General features: G+C 37.4%; 18 protein-coding genes. 14 read left to right on the forward strand and 4 right to left on the reverse strand.

From position 1 onward, the window contains the following. Window positions 1-37: 37 nt before the first annotated feature. On the reverse strand, window positions 38-1,660 hold the full coding sequence (locus MK480_RS01905; protein ID WP_000958782.1) for an ATP-binding cassette domain-containing protein: 1,623 nt from the start codon (window positions 1,658-1,660) through the stop codon (window positions 38-40). Window positions 1,661-1,865: 205 nt separating this feature from the next. Between MK480_RS01905 and trpS the strand changes: the two genes are divergently transcribed. Both trpS and guaB read left to right on the forward strand, forming a co-directional pair. Continuing rightward, a complete protein-coding gene (trpS, locus tag MK480_RS01910; protein ID WP_049543296.1) occupies window positions 1,866-2,891 on the forward strand; it encodes a tryptophan--tRNA ligase in 1,026 nt (341 codons plus the stop codon). A gap of 151 nt (window positions 2,892-3,042) precedes the next feature. Further along, window positions 3,043-4,521 carry an IMP dehydrogenase gene (guaB, locus tag MK480_RS01915; protein WP_084926258.1) on the forward strand — a complete coding sequence of 493 codons (1,479 nt, stop codon included), beginning with the start codon at window positions 3,043-3,045 and terminating at the stop codon, window positions 4,519-4,521. Between the two features lie 50 nt (window positions 4,522-4,571). On the opposite strand, the gene recF is transcribed toward guaB, so the two are convergent. Both recF and yaaA read right to left on the reverse strand, forming a co-directional pair. Then, entirely contained in the window at window positions 4,572-5,669 is a 1,098-nt protein-coding gene (recF, locus tag MK480_RS01920) for a DNA replication/repair protein RecF (protein WP_084926259.1), read from the reverse strand. 2 nt (window positions 5,670-5,671) lie between these two features. After that, entirely contained in the window at window positions 5,672-6,040 is a 369-nt protein-coding gene (gene yaaA, locus MK480_RS01925; protein WP_084887673.1) for a S4 domain-containing protein YaaA, read from the reverse strand. A gap of 158 nt (window positions 6,041-6,198) precedes the next feature. Here yaaA and yfmF point away from each other — a divergent pair, with 158 nt between their 5' ends. From yfmF to tsf, 12 genes are all read left to right on the forward strand, one after another. After that, window positions 6,199-7,449 (forward strand): EF-P 5-aminopentanol modification-associated protein YfmF, encoded by a 1,251-nt coding sequence (gene yfmF, locus MK480_RS01930; RefSeq protein ID WP_084926260.1) that lies wholly within the window; start codon window positions 6,199-6,201, stop codon window positions 7,447-7,449. Further along, window positions 7,446-8,729, forward strand: coding sequence for an EF-P 5-aminopentanol modification-associated protein YfmH (yfmH, locus tag MK480_RS01935; protein WP_268707119.1), 1,284 nt, complete (start codon window positions 7,446-7,448; stop codon window positions 8,727-8,729). The genes yfmF and yfmH overlap by 4 nt, the downstream gene beginning before the upstream one ends. A gap of 41 nt (window positions 8,730-8,770) precedes the next feature. Then, a complete protein-coding gene (gene rodZ, locus MK480_RS01940; protein ID WP_268707120.1) occupies window positions 8,771-9,598 on the forward strand; it encodes a cytoskeleton protein RodZ in 828 nt (275 codons plus the stop codon). A 10-nt stretch (window positions 9,599-9,608) separates the two neighbouring features. Next, complete coding sequence (pgsA, locus tag MK480_RS01945; RefSeq protein ID WP_000712127.1) at window positions 9,609-10,154, forward strand: CDP-diacylglycerol--glycerol-3-phosphate 3-phosphatidyltransferase; 546 nt, start codon at window positions 9,609-9,611, stop codon at window positions 10,152-10,154. After that, the gene (locus MK480_RS01950) at window positions 10,151-10,978 is read left to right on the forward strand and encodes an energy-coupling factor ABC transporter ATP-binding protein (RefSeq protein ID WP_045612486.1); all 828 of its coding nucleotides are present in this window, start codon (window positions 10,151-10,153) and stop codon (window positions 10,976-10,978) included. The genes pgsA and MK480_RS01950 overlap by 4 nt, the downstream gene beginning before the upstream one ends. Continuing rightward, on the forward strand, window positions 10,963-11,802 hold the full coding sequence (locus MK480_RS01955) for an energy-coupling factor transporter ATPase (RefSeq protein ID WP_268707121.1): 840 nt from the start codon (window positions 10,963-10,965) through the stop codon (window positions 11,800-11,802). Before MK480_RS01950 ends, MK480_RS01955 begins: the two co-directional genes overlap by 16 nt. Continuing rightward, on the forward strand, window positions 11,795-12,589 hold the full coding sequence (locus tag MK480_RS01960) for an energy-coupling factor transporter transmembrane component T family protein (RefSeq protein WP_268707122.1): 795 nt from the start codon (window positions 11,795-11,797) through the stop codon (window positions 12,587-12,589). The genes MK480_RS01955 and MK480_RS01960 overlap by 8 nt, the downstream gene beginning before the upstream one ends. A 59-nt stretch (window positions 12,590-12,648) precedes the next feature. Beyond that, window positions 12,649-13,467: a rod shape-determining protein MreC gene (gene mreC, locus MK480_RS01965; RefSeq protein WP_084862622.1), complete on the forward strand. Its 819-nt coding sequence runs from the start codon at window positions 12,649-12,651 to the stop codon at window positions 13,465-13,467. Next, window positions 13,467-13,961, forward strand: a complete 495-nt coding sequence (gene mreD / locus MK480_RS01970; protein WP_261028155.1) for a rod shape-determining protein MreD — start codon at window positions 13,467-13,469, stop codon at window positions 13,959-13,961. Before mreC ends, mreD begins: the two co-directional genes overlap by 1 nt. A 93-nt stretch (window positions 13,962-14,054) precedes the next feature. Next, window positions 14,055-15,248: a peptidoglycan hydrolase PcsB gene (pcsB, locus tag MK480_RS01975; protein WP_084887692.1), complete on the forward strand. Its 1,194-nt coding sequence runs from the start codon at window positions 14,055-14,057 to the stop codon at window positions 15,246-15,248. A gap of 225 nt (window positions 15,249-15,473) precedes the next feature. Beyond that, window positions 15,474-16,253: a 30S ribosomal protein S2 gene (rpsB, locus tag MK480_RS01980; protein WP_000268469.1), complete on the forward strand. Its 780-nt coding sequence runs from the start codon at window positions 15,474-15,476 to the stop codon at window positions 16,251-16,253. A gap of 78 nt (window positions 16,254-16,331) precedes the next feature. Continuing rightward, complete coding sequence (gene tsf / locus MK480_RS01985) at window positions 16,332-17,372, forward strand: translation elongation factor Ts (RefSeq protein ID WP_033682512.1); 1,041 nt, start codon at window positions 16,332-16,334, stop codon at window positions 17,370-17,372. Between the two features lie 122 nt (window positions 17,373-17,494). Here tsf and cysK read toward each other — a convergent pair whose 3' ends face one another. Further along, window positions 17,495-18,421, reverse strand: a complete 927-nt coding sequence (gene cysK / locus MK480_RS01990; RefSeq protein ID WP_049521100.1) for a cysteine synthase A — start codon at window positions 18,419-18,421, stop codon at window positions 17,495-17,497. Window positions 18,422-18,463: the final 42 nt, after the last annotated feature.

An 18,463-nucleotide genomic window follows, 5' to 3' on the forward strand; every position in this document is an offset into this window, starting at 1 on the left:
CTCAGCTGGTTAACCCAACTGAGTTTTGAAGTTTTATTTAGTCTTTCCAAAGTTCTTTAACTTTTGCTTGTACTTCTGCATTCTCTAGGAATTCATCATAGGTTTCATCGATACGGTCAATGACGCCATTTTTAGACAAGACAATGATATGGTTAGCTAGAGTTTGAATAAACTCGTGGTCATGGCTGGCAAAGATGATTGATTCTTTAAAGTTTTTCAATCCATCATTCAAGCTTGAAATAGATTCCAAGTCCAAGTGATTCGTTGGATCATCAAGTACAAGGACATTTGATTTCAAGAGCATGAGTTTTGAAAGCATAACACGCACTTTTTCTCCCCCTGACAAGACATTTACAGGTTTGTTAACTTCATCTCCAGAGAAGAGCATACGGCCGAGGAAGCCACGTAGGAAAGTATTGTCATCTTCTTCTTTACTTGCGAATTGACGCAACCAGTCAAGGATTGACTCTCCTCCTGCAAAATCTGCCGAGTTATCTTTTGGCAAGTAAGAACGGCTAGTAGTTACTCCCCACTTGACAGTTCCTTCGTAGTCAATGTCCCCCATGATTGCACGAATTAATGCAGTCGTTTGGATGTCATTTTGTCCAATAAGCGCTGTCTTATCACCTGGACGCAAGATAAAGCTGATATTATCTAAAATAGTCTCACCATCAATCTTTACAGTTAGATTTTCTACTGTCAGGAGATCATTACCAATCTCACGCTCCGCTTTAAAGTTGATAAATGGATATTTACGACTAGATGGAACAATTTCTTCTAGTTCAATCTTATCAAGCATTTTCTTACGTGATGTTGCTTGTCTTGATTTAGAAGCATTGGCAGAGAAACGAGCAACGAACTCTTGCAATTGTTTAATTTTTTCTTCTGCTTTGGCATTACGGTCTGCTAGCAATTTAGCAGCGAGTTCAGAAGATTCCTTCCAGAAGTCATAGTTTCCGACATAGAGTTTGATTTTTCCAAAGTCAAGGTCGGCCATGTGAGTACATACTTTGTTTAAGAAGTGACGGTCGTGGGATACTACGATAACTGTGTTATCAAAGTCAATCAAGAAGTCTTCTAACCAAGTAATCGATTGGATGTCCAAACCGTTGGTAGGCTCGTCCAATAGAAGCACATCTGGTTTACCAAAAAGTGCTTTGGCAAGGAGAACTTTTACTTTTTCACCGTTGGCCAATTCGCTCATGTTTTGATAGTGCAATTCTTCTGGAATGTTTAGGTTTTGAAGGAGTTGAGAGGCTTCACTTTCTGCTTCCCAACCTCCAAGCTCGGCAAACTCTCCTTCGAGTTCGGCAGCACGCACTCCATCCTCATCTGAGAAATTTTCCTTCATGTAGATGGCATCTTTCTCCTTCATGATGCTATAAAGTTTTTCATTTCCCATGATAACGACATCAATGGCACGTTCGTCTTCATAGTCAAAGTGATTTTGACGAAGAACAGAGAGACGTTCATCTGGACCAAGAGAGATGTGACCAGTAGTAGGTTCGATATCTCCAGCTAAAATTTTTAAAAAGGTAGATTTTCCGGCACCATTAGCACCAATTAATCCGTAAGTATTTCCTTCTGTAAATTTGATATTGACATCATCAAAAAGTTTGCGATCACTAAAACGTAGTGAAACATCAGATACTGTAAGCAATGTTTTTCTCCTATATGTGTAATATATTTATTCTACTAGAAAATACGGAAATATTCAAATTTTTATCTGTCAATTTTGTGTAAATTACATTTACAGCATACTTTACAAGAATCCGTAAATAGCAAGGCTGATTTATTTTGATAAATTACGGTTATTTCATTAAAAAAATGCTATAATTGAAGGGACTATATCGAAGGAGAACAAAATGACTAAACCCATTATTTTAACAGGAGACCGTCCAACAGGAAAATTGCATATTGGACATTATGTTGGAAGTCTCAAAAATCGAGTATTATTACAGGAAGAGGATAAGTATGATATGTTTGTGTTCTTAGCTGACCAACAAGCTTTGACAGATCATGCTAAAGACCCTCAAACAATTGTAGAGTCTATCGGAAATGTGGCTTTGGATTACCTTGCAGTTGGATTGGATCCAAGTAAATCAACTATCTTTATTCAAAGCCAAATTCCAGAATTAGCTGAGTTGTCTATGTATTATATGAATTTGGTGTCATTAGCACGTTTGGAGCGTAATCCAACTGTCAAGACAGAAATTGCTCAGAAAGGCTTTGGAGAGAGTATTCCGACAGGATTCTTGGTCTATCCAATAGCTCAAGCAGCTGACATCACAGCTTTTAAGGCTAATTATGTTCCTGTTGGGACAGATCAGAAACCAATGATTGAGCAAACTCGTGAAATTGTTCGTTCTTTTAACAATGCATATAACTGTGATGTCTTGGTAGAACCGGAAGGTATTTATCCAGAAAATGAGAGAGCGGGTCGTTTACCTGGTTTAGATGGAAATGCTAAAATGTCTAAATCACTCAATAATGGTATTTATTTAGCTGATGATGCGGATACTTTGCGTAAAAAAGTAATGAGTATGTATACAGATCCAGATCATATCCGCGTTGAGGATCCAGGTAAAATTGAAGGCAATATGGTTTTCCATTATCTAGATGTTTTTGGTCGCCCAGAAGATGCTCAAGAAATTGCCGAAATGAAAGAACATTATCAACGAGGTGGTCTTGGTGATGTGAAGACCAAGCGTTATCTACTTGAAATATTAGAACGTGAACTTGGTCCTATTCGTGAGCGCCGTATCGAATTTGCTAAGGATATGGGAGAAGTTTATAATATGCTTCAAAAAGGTAGTGAAAGAGCGCGTGAAGTTGCAGGTCAAACCCTATCTGAGGTTAAAGGGGCAATGGGACTTCAGTACTTTAACTAAATTTATTTTACAAGAAACTATCATTTCTATCTCAAAGAAAAGATAGTTTTTTATTTACCCCTGTAACATTTGACAAATTTTTATAGAATGGTATGATAGATACAATATAAAAAGAGTCAAGCTCAAAAAGAAAGAAAAGAGGAAACTTCGAATGTCTAATTGGGACACTAAATTTTTGAAAAAAGGTTTTACCTTTGATGATGTATTGCTTATTCCAGCTGAAAGTCATGTGTTGCCTAACGATGCAGATTTAACAACTAAATTGGCAGATAATTTGACTTTAAATATCCCAATTATTACCGCTGCCATGGACACAGTTACAGAGAGTCAAATGGCTATTGCTATTGCTCGTGCAGGCGGTCTCGGAGTTATCCATAAAAACATGTCAATTGCTCAACAAGCAGACGAGGTTCGCAAGGTAAAACGTTCTGAAAATGGAGTTATTATTGATCCGTTCTTCTTGACGCCTGAACATACAATTGCTGAAGCTGATGAGCTTATGGGACGTTACCGCATCAGTGGTGTTCCAGTTGTTGAAACACTTGAAAATCGTAAATTAGTTGGTATTTTGACAAACCGAGATCTTCGTTTTATTTCAGACTATAACCAACCAATCTCAAATCATATGACTAGTGAAAATCTTGTTATTGCTCCTGTGGGTACAGATCTTGCAACAGCTGAGAGCATTCTTCAAGAGCACCGTATTGAAAAACTTCCTTTGGTAGATGAAGAAGGTCGCCTTTCTGGTTTGATTACTATCAAAGATATTGAAAAAGTTATTGAGTTTCCAAATGCGGCGAAAGATGAGTTTGGTCGTCTTCTAGTTGCAGGTGCAGTAGGTGTTACTTCAGATACATTTGAACGTGCAGAGGCTCTTTTTGAAGCAGGAGCGGATGCGATTGTTATTGATACTGCACATGGTCATTCTGCAGGTGTCTTGCGTAAAATTGCTGAGATTCGTGCTCACTTCCCAGATCGTACTTTGATTGCTGGAAATATTGCTACTGCTGAGGGAGCGCGCGCACTTTACGAAGCAGGTGTAGACGTTGTCAAGGTTGGGATTGGACCAGGTTCAATCTGTACAACTCGTGTGATTGCTGGTGTTGGTGTTCCGCAAGTAACAGCTATCTATGATGCTGCAGCTGTTGCGCGTGAATATGGTAAAACGATCATTGCTGACGGTGGAATCAAGTATTCTGGAGATATTGTAAAAGCCCTTGCTGCAGGTGGAAATGCAGTTATGCTTGGATCTATGTTTGCTGGAACAGATGAAGCACCAGGTGAAACTGAAATCTTCCAAGGGCGTAAGTTCAAGACTTACCGTGGTATGGGATCAATCGCAGCAATGAAGAAAGGTTCAAGCGATCGTTACTTCCAAGGTTCTATCAATGAAGCAAACAAACTTGTTCCAGAAGGAATTGAAGGTCGTGTTGCTTATAAAGGTGCGGCAGCTGATATTGTCTTCCAAATGATTGGAGGTATTCGCTCTGGTATGGGTTACTGTGGTGCAGCTAACCTTAAAGAACTACACGATAATGCTCAATTTATTGAAATGTCTGGTGCTGGTTTGAAAGAAAGCCACCCTCATGACGTACAAATTACTAATGAGGCACCAAATTATTCTATGTAAAAAACAATGAAAAGAACTCCCGTGGAAATAGGAGTTCTTTTACAATGTTGTCAATTATAATTTACAGAAACTTTACCATCCTGAATAGTGAAGATACTTAGATTTTCTGGCAGATTTTGAAGATGGTCTAAGCTTGTTGTTGTGATAAAAGTTTGGATTGAATGAGAAATCGTTTCTAATAATTTTAGTTGTCTAGTGTTGTCAAGTTCGCTCATGACATCGTCAAGCAGTAATATTGGAGATTCTGTAGTAACGCTTTCCATTAATTCGATTTCTGCTAATTTTATCGAGAGGACGAGACTGCGATGTTGACCTTGACTTCCAAAACTAGCATCCATCCCATTTATATAAAAAGAAATGTCATCTCGATGAGGACCGACACCAGTATTCTTTTTAAATAAATCTCTGGATCTACTTTTTTCTAAAGCAATTTTGAAAGATTCGGATAAGTCTTCTTTGTCAGTTATATTGACAGAAGATTGATAGGATATTGACAACTCTTCAATCTGATTAGAGAGTTCAAAATGTTTCTTACGCCCAAATGATTCTAGTTTTTTTATGAAATCTAAGCGGTGATTCATTACACGACATCCATAATCAACTAGCTGATCATCCAACACTGAAAGGAAGGTTTCATCTATTGTTTGAGCTGATTTTAGATAGGTATTTCTTTGCTTAAGAATATGGTTATAATTGGTTAAATCTGATAAATAGATTGGCTTAATTTGTCCAAGCTCCATATCAATGAATTTTCGTCGAACTGAAGGTGCTCCTTTAATTAGTTGTAAATCTTCAGGAGCAAATAAGACAACATTCATGTGTCCTACGTAATCTGAAAGTCGTGCCTGTTTTAAGTGATTCACTTTTGTCACACGTCCTTTTTGTGTTAGTTCGATTTCGAGAGGAATGGATCCAGTTTTTTTCTGAACAAGACCTGAAAGGTGAAGTTGTTCCTCATTAAAATGAATGAGATTTTTATCTGTTCGAGTTCGATGACTACGTGTTAAGGCTAAAAAATAGATAGCCTCTAACATATTTGTTTTACCTTGTGCATTGCGTCCTAAAAAGACATTTAATTTAGGATTAAAGTCTATTTTCGTCTCTTTGTAGTTACGAAAAGTCTTGAGAGATAGGTGTTGTAGCCACATGATTATCTACCAGGGAATCGCGGAGCTTGTTTGCTTTTGGGTGATGAAGTAGGTTTTGATTTATCTTTTTTTACACCCTTATTCATCTCCTTAACAAGTTTAGCAATTCGTTCTTTTTCAACTTTATCAGCTTGGTATTCCTCTTGCTCATCAGACGTAGGTTGTGTCAACAAGATGTCAATATTCATGTCAGGGATGTCAACTTTATCACCAATACGAAGTTTTTTACCACGACGACTCTCTAATTCCCCATTAAAGTAAACAGAATGTTCAGAGAGAAATGATTTGATAGCTCCTCCACTATGTGTAATTCCAAGTTCTTTGAGTAGTGCTTGGAGGGTAATAAATTCTTCAAATAATTTGTATTCCATAATTCACCTCAATCTTTGGTATTATACCATATTTTCCTAAAAATAGTGAGAGAAACAGGGAGAAATGTAAGCGATTTTTATTTCAAAAGTGTTACAGAGAACAAGAAAATTTCAGGTTTTCGTGATATAATAGAAGTCTGTATATAAGGAGGTAAATCATGGAGTTAGTGCATGGAATTTCAACACATTTTATCCAATCAAAAAAGTTTAAAACGAACAAAATCACCGTGCGTTTTACCGCTCCATTATCTCTTGATACGATTGCAGGTCGCATGTTGAGTGCGAGTATGCTAGAGACTGCTAATCAGATGTATCCTACTGCTCAAGATTTGAGAAAACATTTGGCCAGTCTATATGGTACAGATATGTCAACCAATTGTTTCAGAAGAGGGCAAAGTCATATTGTAGAATTGACATTTAACTATGTTCGTGATGAGTTTTTAAGTAAGAAAAATGTGCTAACTTCTCAGGTTTTGGAACTTTTAAAAGAAACTCTTTTTTCCCCCGTAGTAGTTGATAATGGATTTGATCCAGCCTTATTTGAAATTGAGAAAAAACAATTGCTAGCAAGTTTAGCAGTTGATATGGATGATTCTTTTTATTTTTCACATAAAGAATTAGACAAAATATTTTTTCATGACGAACGTCTCCAATTGGAATATAGTGATTTACGAAATCGTATTTTAGCTGAAACTCCACAGAGTTCTTATTCTTGTTTCCAAGAATTTTTGGCCAATAATCGAATAGATTTCTTTTTCCTAGGTGATTTTAATGAGGTTGAAATTCAAAATGTATTAGAATCATTTGGCTTTAAAGGTCGAGAAGGGGATGTGAAGGTTCAGTATTGTCAACCTTATTCCAATATCCTGCAGGAAGGTATGGTTCGGAAAAATGTGGGACAATCTATTTTGGAATTAGGTTATCATTGTCCTTCTAAATATGGTGATGAGCAATATTTACCCATGATTGTAATGAATGGTTTACTTGGTGGATTTGCTCACTCTAAACTATTTACAAATGTCCGTGAAAATGCTGGATTGGCTTATACTATTTCAAGTCAGCTCGATTTGTTTAGTGGATTCTTGAGGATGTATGCTGGCATTGATCGAGAAAATCGGAATCAGGCTCGAAAAATGATGAATAATCAACTGCTTGATTTAAAAAAAGGTTATTTTACAGAGCTTGAGCTAGAGCAGACCAAGGAAATGATTCGTCGGTCTTTGTTGCTTTCTCAAGATAATCAATTTTCATTGATTGAACGTGCTTATCAAAATGCCTTACTTGGAAAATCTTCAGCAGACTTTAAAGGTTGGATTGCAAAACTCGAGCAAGTTGACAAAGATGCTATTTGTAGAGTAGCTAGTAATGTGAAATTACAAGCAATTTACTTTATGGAAGGAATAGAATGACAAAGGTTGTTTTTGAAGAAAAATACTATCCAGCTGTAAAAGAAATGGTTTATCGAACTCGTTTGGCCAACGGATTGACAGTTGCTCTTTTGCCTAAAAAGGAATTTAAAGAAGTTTACGGGAGTGTCACTGTTCAGTTTGGTTCGGTAGATATGCTTGTCACTGAAGTTGACGGAGATGTAAAAGAATATCCTGCGGGAATTGCTCATTTTCTTGAACATAAATTATTTGAGAGAGAAGATGCTAGCGATTTGATGTCGGCTTTTACGAGTCTAGGTGCAGATAGTAATGCCTTTACAAGCTTTACAAAAACAAGTTATCTTTTTTCAGCAACGGATCATTTTTTAGATAATTTAGACTTAATTGATGAATTGGTAACATCAGCACACTTTACTGAAGATTCCATTTTAAGAGAGCAGGATATTATCCAGCAAGAACGAGAAATGTATCAAGATGATCCAGATTCGTGTTTATTCTTTTCAACTTTAGCGAATTTGTATCCAGGCACACCTTTAGCAACTGATATAGTTGGTAGTGAGGAGTCCATTTCCCAAATCAATCTAACTAATTTACAAGAAAATTTTACAAGATTTTACAAACCTGTAAACATGTCTCTGTTTTTAGTTGGTAATTTTGATTTGGAACGAGTACAGGACTATTTTGAAAGCAAAAAACTGAAAGATTTAGATGTTCAGGATGTAGCAAGAGAAAAGTTTGTTTTACAGGCTGTAAAGCAAACAGACAGTATGAGAATGGAAGTGTCTTCTCCAAAACTAGCGATTGGTATTAGAGGTAAACAAGATGTTGCTGAGGATGATTGCTATCGACATCATATTTTATTAAAATTATTGTTTACAATGATGTTTGGTTGGACCTCGGATCGTTTTCAGAAATTATATGAATCAGGTAAAATTGATGCGTCCTTATCTCTTGAAGTTGAAGTAACAAGTCGCTTTCATTTTATTATGTTGACAATGGATACAAAAGAGCCAGTTGCTTTATCTCATCAGTTTAAAAAGGCTATTCGTAATTTCACAAAGGATTTAGATATTACAGAGGATCATTTAGATATTATCAAAAGAGAGATGTTTGGAGAATTTTTCAGTAGCATGAACTCTCTTGAATTTATTGCAACGCAATATGATGCTTTTGGACAAGGTGAGACAATTTTTGATTTACCAAAAATTTTACAGGAAATTACTTTAGAGGATGTCCTTGATGCTGGACATCATTTAATAGATGATGGTGATATAGTTGATTTTACAATATTCCCATCGTAGTAACCTATCATAATCAATACTAGAAAGAAGGAATGACAAGTATGAGGAAAAAAACAATTGGTGAGGTTTTACGTTTAGCTAGAACCAACCAAGGGTTGACTTTAGAAGAATTACACAAAAAAACAGAAATTCAGTTGGATATGTTGGAGGCGATGGAAGCTGATGATTTTGATCAACTTCCTAGTCCATTTTATACTCGTTCTTTTTTGAGAAAGTATGCGTGGGCAGTTGAGCTAGATGAGCGAATTGTCTTGGATGCTTATGATTCTGGGAGCATGATTACTTATGAAGAAGTAGATGTTGATGAAGACGAGTTGACAGGTAGGAGACGTTCAAGTAAGAAAAATAAGACATCATTTTTGCCTTTATTTTATTTTATACTCTTTGCACTATCGATTGTCATTTTTGTGACTTATTATGTTTGGAATTATCTCCAGACTCAACCAGAGCGTTCATCTGCGTCTAGTTATAGTGTAGTCCAAGCAACAAGCTCAACTAGTTCTGTAACTTCATCCTCAAGTAGTAGTTCATCAAGTAGCTCTTCGAATATGGAACCAGCTATAACGGTATCAGGTGAAGGAAATCAAGTAGAAGTTGCTTATAAAACGAGTAAGGAAACTGCAAAATTACAATTATCAGTCTCAGATGCTAGAAGTTGGGTTAGTGTTTCAGAAAGTGATCTTGAGGGTGGAGTAACCTTATCACCAGATAATAAAAGTGCGGAAACAACAGTTTCAACTAAAAATTCTGTGACCATTACTTTAGGTGTTGTCAAAGGTGTAGCTTTAACAGTAGATAATCAGACTGTTGACTTATCGAAATTAACAGCTCAGACTGGAAAAATCACTGTAACCTTTACTAAAAATTAAGGAAAAACGAATGAAAAAAGAACAAATTCCAAATCTCTTAACAATAGGTCGAATTCTCTTTATACCTATTTTTATCTTTATTTTAACGATAGGAAATTCGATAGAGAGTCATATTGTGGCAGCTATTATCTTTGCTATTGCCAGTATTACAGACTATTTAGATGGATATTTAGCTCGTAAATGGAATGTGGTCAGTAATTTTGGTAAATTTGCAGATCCTATGGCGGATAAGCTACTAGTTATGTCTGCTTTTATTATGCTGATTGAGTTAGGTATGGCTCCAGCTTGGATTGTTGCAGTGATCATCTGTCGTGAGTTGGCTGTGACAGGTTTAAGACTTTTATTAGTTGAAACTGGTGGAACAGTTTTAGCAGCAGCAATGCCTGGAAAAATTAAAACTTTTAGTCAGATGTTTGCCATTATTTTCTTGCTATTACATTGGACTTTGCTTGGTCAAGTTCTACTTTATGTAGCCTTGTTTTTCACTATCTACTCTGGCTATGATTATTTCAAGGGTAGTGCCTATGTATTTAAAGGGACATTTGGTTCGAAATGAAATCAATAATTGATGTAAAAAATCTTTCTTTTCGCTATAAGGAAAGTCAGGAATACTACGATGTGAAGGATATTACGTTTCACGTGAAACGTGGAGAATGGCTTTCGATTGTAGGTCATAATGGTAGTGGTAAATCAACGACGGTTCGATTAATTGATGGCTTACTGGAAGCAGAATCTGGAGAGATTGTAATTGATGGTCAACGTTTGACTGAGGAAAATGTTTGGAATATACGTCGTCAAATCGGTATGGTTTTTCAAAATCCAGACAATCAATTTGTTGGAGCGACTGTTGAAGATGATGTTGCCTTTGGTTTGGAAAATCAGGGACTTTCTCGTCAAGAAATGAAAAAGAGAGTGGAAGAAGCTCTGGATTTGGTTGGCATGTTGGACTTTAAAAAGAGAGAGCCAGCGCGTCTATCAGGTGGCCAAAAGCAACGTGTGGCTATTGCAGGTGTTGTAGCCCTAAGACCAGCTATTTTAATCTTAGATGAAGCAACGAGTATGTTGGATCCTGAGGGACGTAGAGAACTGATTGAGACAGTAAAAGGAATTCGGAAAGACTATGATATGACGGTCATTTCCATTACACATGATTTGGAAGAAGTTGCCATGAGTGATCGTGTGTTGATTATGAAAAAAGGGTCAATTGAATCAACTAGTAGTCCAAGGGAGCTTTTCTCTCGAAATGATTTGGATCAAATTGGATTAGACGATCCTTTTGCTAATCAATTAAAACATTCTTTGAGCCAGAATGGCTATGATTTGCCTGAAAATTATTTGACAGAAAGTGAGCTAGAGGATAAGCTATGGGAATTGCTCTAGAAAATGTGAGTTTTACGTATCAAAAAGGGACTCCCTTAGCTTCAACAGCTTTGTCAGATGTTTCTTTGACGATTGAAGATGGTTCTTATACGGCTTTAATTGGGCACACAGGTAGTGGCAAATCAACTGTTTTACAACTTTTAAATGGTTTGTTGGTTCCAAGTCAAGGGAGTGTGCGAGTTTTTGATACCTTAATCACCCCGACTTCTAAAAATAAAGATATTCGTCAAATTAGAAAACAGGTTGGCTTGGTATTTCAGTTTGCTGAAAATCAGATTTTTGAAGAAACGGTTTTGAAAGACGTTGCTTTTGGACCGCAAAATTTTGGAGTTTCTGAAGAAGATGCGGAGAAGATTGCGCGTGAAAAACTGGCTCTGGTTGGAATTGATGAATCACTTTTTAATCGTAGCCCGTTTGAGCTATCAGGTGGACAAATGAGACGTGTTGCCATTGCAGGCATACTTGCCATGGAGCCAGCTATATTAGTCTTAGATGAACCCACAGCAGGCTTGGATCCTTTGGGAAGAAAAGAGCTGATGAATTTGTTCAAAAAACTCCACCAGTCAGGGATGACCATCGTTTTGGTAACGCATTTGATGGATGATGTTGCCGAATATGCGAACCAAGTCTATGTAATGGAAAAGGGACGTTTAGTTAAGGGTGGTAAACCAAGTGATGTCTTTCAAGATGTTGTCTTTATGGAAGAAGTGCAGTTGGGAGTACCTAAAATTACAGCCTTTTGTAAACGATTGGCTGATAGAGGCGTGTCATTTAAACGATTACCGATTAAGATAGAGGAGTTCAAGGAGTCGCTAAATGGATAGTATGATTTTGGGGCGTTATATCCCAGGGGATTCGATTGTTCACCGATTGGATCCACGTAGCAAATTACTGGCTATGATGCTACTGATTTTGATCGTTTTTTGGGCTAATAATCCCTTGACGAATCTAATTCTTTTTATAGCGACAGGGATATTTATTGCCTTGTCAGGAGTATCTCTTTCATTTTTTATTCAGGGCTTGAAGTCTATGTTTTTCTTGATTGCCTTCACAACTATTTTTCAACTGTTTTTCATTTCTAATGGGAATGTTTTATTTGAGTTTTCGTTTGTGAGAATCACGGATTATGCTTTGCAACAAGCTGGAATTATTTTTTGTCGCTTTGTATTAATTATTTTCTTTTCAACTTTGTTAACCTTAACGACCATGCCCTTAAGTTTGGCATCAGCTGTCGAAGCTTTGTTAGCGCCTTTAAAGCGTGTGAAAGTTCCAGTTCATGAGATTGGATTGATGCTGTCCATGAGTTTGCGTTTTGTCCCAACCTTGATGGATGATACGACGCGGATTATGAATGCACAGAAAGCGCGTGGAGTGGATTTTGGAGAAGGAAGTATTGTTCAAAAAGTAAAGGCGATGATTCCTATTTTGATTCCTCTTTTTGCGACAAGTTTAAAACGTGCAGATTCCTTGGCTATTGCCATGGAAGCGCGTGGTTATCAGGGTGGAAAAGGTAGAAGTCAATACCGACAATTGAGATGGACGCGAAAGGATACGTTGACCATTCTTGTTATTCTCGTACTTGGTTGTTGCTTATTTTTCTTAAAATCTTAGTAGCTTTCAGGAATTTATAAAAAAGTTACTGTAACAGTTTTTGATATAAAGGTAGGGATATGAACCGTTTTAAAAAATCAAAATATGTCATTATTGTTTTTGTCACTGTTCTGCTTGTGTCAGCTCTCTTAGCGACGACTTATTCAAGTACAATTGTGACAAAATTAGGAGATGGAATCTCATTGGTTGATAGGGTTGTGCAAAAACCTTTTCAGTGGTTTGATTCTGTTAAATCAGATTTAGCACATTTGACACGAACTTATAATGAAAATGAAAGTTTGAAGAAACAGATTTACCAATTAGAAGTTAAATCAAATGAGGCGGAAAGTTTAAAGACAGAAAATGAACAACTGCGCCAATTGCTTGATATGAAGTCCAAATTGCAAGCTACAAAGACTTTAGCAGCAGATGTTATTATGCGTTCTCCAGTATCTTGGAAGCAGGAATTGACCCTGGATGCAGGTAAATCAAAAGGGGTTTCTGAAAATATGTTAGCCATTGCAAATGGTGGTTTGATTGGGAGTGTTTCAAAAGTGGAGGACAACTCTACTATGGTCAACCTTCTGACAAATACGGAAAATGCTGATAAGATTTCTGTTAAAATTCAACATGGTTCTACTACAATTTATGGAATTATTGTTGGCTATGACAAGGAAAATGAAGTTCTAAAAATTAGCCAATTAAATAGTAATAGCGATATTAGTGCGGGAGATAAGGTGGCCACTGGTGGATTAGGAAACTTTAACGTTGCTGATATTCCTGTTGGTGAAGTGGTTGCCACAACGCATAGTACGGACTACTTGACACGAGAAGTAACTGTTAAATTAAGTGCAGATACTCATAATGTGAGTGTGATAGAATTAGTGGGGAATTCATAATGAGACAGTTGAAGCGGGTTGGAGTATTTTTATTGCTTCCTTTCTTTGTTCTAATTGATGCCCATATTAGTCAGCTTCTGGGCTCATTTTTTCCCCACGTGCAGTTGGCTAGTCATTTTCTATTTTTGTTTCTCTTATTTGAGACGATTGAGGTATCAGAGTATCTCTATTTAGCATATTGTTTTGTAGTGGGTTTGGTTTATGACATTTACTTTTTCCACTTGATAGGGATTGCGACTTTGTTGTTCGTCTTGTTGGGAGTATTTCTCCATAAATTTAATAGTGTTATTTTATTGAATCGTTGGACGAGAATGTTGGCAATTATTGTCATGACTTTTCTATTTGAGATGGGAGCTTATATACTTGCATTAGTGGTAGGTTTAACTGTGGATAGTATGTCTTTGTTTATAGTCTATAGTTTAGTGCCATCAATGATTTTGAACCTTATATGGATGATTATTTTTCAGTTTATTTTTGAAAAATTTTACCTATAAGAAAGAAATAAAAATGTAACAAAGGCGTAATATTCATTAGGCCTTTTTTTGGTATACTAGTAGTGTCTTTAAAAGAAGGAGTATCTACGAAATATGAAGAAAAAAATCTTAGCGTCACTTTTACTAAGTACAGTAATGGTTTCTCAAGTAGCTGTTTTAACAACTGCGCATGCAGAAACTACTGATGACAAAATTGCTGCTCAAGATAATAAAATTAGTAACTTAACAGCACAACAACAAGAAGCCCAAAAACAAGTTGATCAAATTCAGGAGCAAGTATCTGCTATTCAAACAGAGCAATCAAACTTGCAATCTGAAAATGATAGACTACAAGCAGAATCTAAAAAGCTTGAGGGTGAAATTACAGAACTTTCTAAGAATATTGTATCTCGCAATGATTCATTGCAAAAACAAGCTCGTAGTGCTCAAACAAATGGAGCTGCAACAAATTACATCAATACAATTGTAAACTCAAAATCAATTACAGAAGCTATTTCACGTGTTGCTGCAATGAGTGAAATCGTATCTGCAAACAACAAAATGTTGGAACAACAAAAAGCAGATAAAAAAGCTATTTCTGAAAAACAAGTAGCAAACAATGATGCGATTAATACAGTTATTGCAAATCAGCAAAAACTAGCTGATGATGCTCAATCATTAACTACAAAACAAGCTGAGTTGAAAGCTGCAGAATTGAATCTTGCTGCTGAAAAGGCTACTGCAGAGGATGAAAAAGCAAGTTTACTTGAGAAAAAAGCTGCAGCGGAAGCAGAAGCTAAAGCAGCTGCAGAAGCAGAAGCAGCCTACAAAGCTAAACAAGCAAGTCAACAACAAACAGTAGTTGCTTCTGGAAATACAACTTTTACAGCAGAAGTTCAAGCAGTATCTAGTTCATCTGAATCATCTTCAAGCTACACTCCTGCACCAGTAAAACATCGTCCAACATACAGTACAAACGCTTCAAGTTATCCAACTGGTGAGTGTACATGGGGAGCTAAAACATTGGCACCTTGGGCTGGAGATTACTGGGGTAATGGGGCACAGTGGGCTACAAGTGCAGCTGCAGCAGGATTCCGTACAGGATCTACACCTCAAGTTGGTGCTATTGCATGTTGGAATGATGGTGGATATGGACACGTAGCCGTGGTTACAGCTGTTTCATCATCAACAAGTATCCAAGTATCTGAATCAAACTATGGTGGAAATCGTACAATCGGAAATAAACGTGGTTGGTTCAATCCTACTACAACTTCAGAAGGTTTTGTAACATATATCTATCCAAACTAATGAATAAAACGAAGAGGCTCGATTTGAGTCTCTTTTATGATTTATATAGTTAACTTACTTTAAAAATCTACTAAAATCGCTTGAAAATATTGAAAAAGTATGGTAAAATGAAAACTGTCGTGTGAACGATAATACTCATTCTTGATGAATTGTGAAACAGTTGCCTTTGGGTCGTTTTGCGAGTTGAAGTCAAGAAGAGGAAAAAAACAAAAAGGAGAAATACTCATGGCAGTAATTTCAATGAAACAACTTCTTGAGGCTGGTGTACACTTTGGTCACCAAACTCGTCGCTGGAACCCTAAGATGGCTAAGTACATCTTCACTGAACGTAACGGAATCCACGTTATCGACTTGCAACAAACTGTAAAATACGCTGACCAAGCTTACGATTTCATGCGTGATGCAGCAGCTAACGATGCAGTTGTATTGTTTGTTGGTACTAAGAAACAAGCAGCTGATGCAGTTGCTGAAGAAGCAGTACGTTCAGGTCAATACTTTATTAACCACCGTTGGTTGGGTGGAACTCTTACAAACTGGGGAACAATCCAAAAACGTATCGCTCGTTTGAAAGAAATCAAACGTATGGAAGAAGATGGAACTTTCGAAGTTCTTCCTAAGAAAGAAGTTGCACTTCTTAATAAACAACGTGCACGTCTTGAAAAATTCTTGGGTGGTATCGAAGATATGCCTCGTATCCCAGATGTGATGTACGTAGTTGACCCACATAAAGAGCAAATCGCTGTTAAAGAAGCTAAAAAATTGGGAATCCCAGTTGTAGCGATGGTTGACACAAATACTGATCCAGATGATATCGATGTAATCATCCCAGCTAACGATGACGCTATCCGCGCTGTTAAATTGATCACAGCTAAATTGGCTGACGCTATCATTGAAGGACGTCAAGGTGAAGATGCAGTAGCAGTTGAAGCAGAATTTGTAGCTTCTGAAGCTCAAGCAGATTCAATTGAAGAAATCGTTGAAGTTGTAGAAGGCGACAACGCTTAATTCATATAAATAGTAATTACCTAGGAGGGCGGGGCTTAGCCCGGCTCTCCTATTTTTAAAAAATATAGGAGAATCAAAATGGCAGAAATTACAGCTAAACTTGTAAAAGAGTTGCGTGAAAAATCTGGTGCCGGAGTTATGGACGCTAAAAAAGCGCTTGTAGAAACAGACGGTGACATCGAAAAAGCGATTGAATTGCTTCGTGAAAAAGGTATGGCTAAGGCAGCTAAGAAAGCTGACCGTGTTGCTGCAGAAGGATTGACTGGTGTTTATGTTAACGGTAATGTTGCAGCAGTTATTGAAGTAAACGCTGAAACTGACTTCGTTGCGAAAAATGCTCAATTCGTTGAATTGGTAAATACTACAGCTAAAGTTATTGCTGAAGGAAAACCTGCTAATAATGAAGAAGCACTTGCTTTGACAATGCCTTCAGGTGAAACTCTTGAAGCTGCATACGTATCTGCAACAGCAACTATCGGAGAAAAAATCTCATTCCGTCGCTTTGCATTGATTGAAAAAACAGACGCACAACACTTTGGAGCATACCAACATAACGGTGGACGTATCGGTGTTATTTCAGTTGTTGAAGGTGGAGACGAAGCACTTGCTAAACAATTGTCAATGCACATCGCAGCGATGAAACCAACAGTTCTTTCTTACAAAGAATTGGATGAGCAATTCGTTAAAGATGAGTTGGCACAATTGAACCACGTTATCGACCAAGACAACGAAAGTCGTGCAATGGTTAACAAACCAGCTCTTCCACACTTGAAGTATGGATCAAAAGCTCAATTGACTGATGAAGTGATTGCCCAAGCTGAAGCTGACATCAAAGCTGAATTGGCTGCAGAAGGCAAACCAGAAAAAATCTGGGACAAAATCATCCCAGGTAAAATGGACCGCTTCATGCTTGACAACACTAAAGTTGACCAAGCTTACACACTTCTTGCACAAGTATACATCATGGATGACAGCAAGACAGTTGAAGCATATCTTGAATCAGTTAACGCTTCAGTAGTTGAGTTCGCTCGCTTTGAAGTTGGTGAAGGTATCGAAAAAGCTGCAAACGACTTCGAAGCTGAAGTTGCAGCTACAATGGCAGCAGCCTTGAATAACTAATAATAAAAAGGAAGCTGAAGTGCTTCCTTTTTTCTATGCAGTAGATTCCTATAGGGAAAGAATTCTACTTTTCAAGATATAAATAAAAAGCCCTATAAAAAGGGCTAAGTGCATTTAGGAGACTACACTTCAAATTCATAAAGTGCTGTAGAGAGATAACGTTCACCGTTATCTGGTGCTAGAGCAAGAACCTTTTTACCTGTACCTAATTTCTTGGCAACCTCGATGGCTCCGTAGATAGCTGCAGCTGAAGAAATCCCTACAAGAAATCCTTCTTTTCCACCAATTTCACGGCCGAGTGCGAGAGCATCGTCTGATGTTACACGAACGATACCATCATAGGCTTTTGTATCAAGTGTATCAGGAATAAATCCAGCTGAGATACCTTGAATTTTGTGAGGGCCAGGTTTTTCACCAGATAGAATAGCAGATTCATCTGCTTCTACCGCAAAAACTTGAATGTTAGAATTTGCTGATTTGAGTGCATGAGAAACACCAGAAATCGTTCCACCGGTACCCACTCCAGCAACAAAGGCATCTAGTCCATCTTTACCGAAAGCAGCTAGTATTTCAGCTCCTGTTGTTCTTTCGTGTACTTCTGGATTAGCTGGATTGTCAAATTGAAGAGGAAGGAAACCATCACGTTCAGCAGCGATTTCTTGAGCCTTAGCAATAGCGCCTTTCATTCCCTCACTACCAGGAGTTAGGACGAGTTCAGCACCATAAGCTTGGATAATCTTACGTCGTTCTACACTCATAGTTTCAGGCATAACGATGACGACTTTATACCCTTTAGCAGCACCTACCCATGAAAGTCCAATACCAGTGTTTCCACTTGTTGCTTCAACAATTGTAGAACCTGGTTTCAGAATACCGTCTTGTTCAGCTTTTTCAATCATGCTAAGAGCAATACGATCTTTTACAGAAGAACCAGGGTTGAATGCTTCAAGCTTTACATAGACGTCCGCAGCCCCTTCTGGTACGATGTTGTTGAGTTTAACAATCGGAGTTTGACCGATTAATTCAGTAATATTGTTATAAATAGACATATGAATACCTCTTTGTATAAGATATTTCTAGTATAACGCTAT

The sequence above is a fragment of the Streptococcus mitis genome (assembly GCF_026782895.1).
GTDB classification, from domain to species: Bacteria; Bacillota; Bacilli; order Lactobacillales; family Streptococcaceae; genus Streptococcus; species Streptococcus mitis_CB.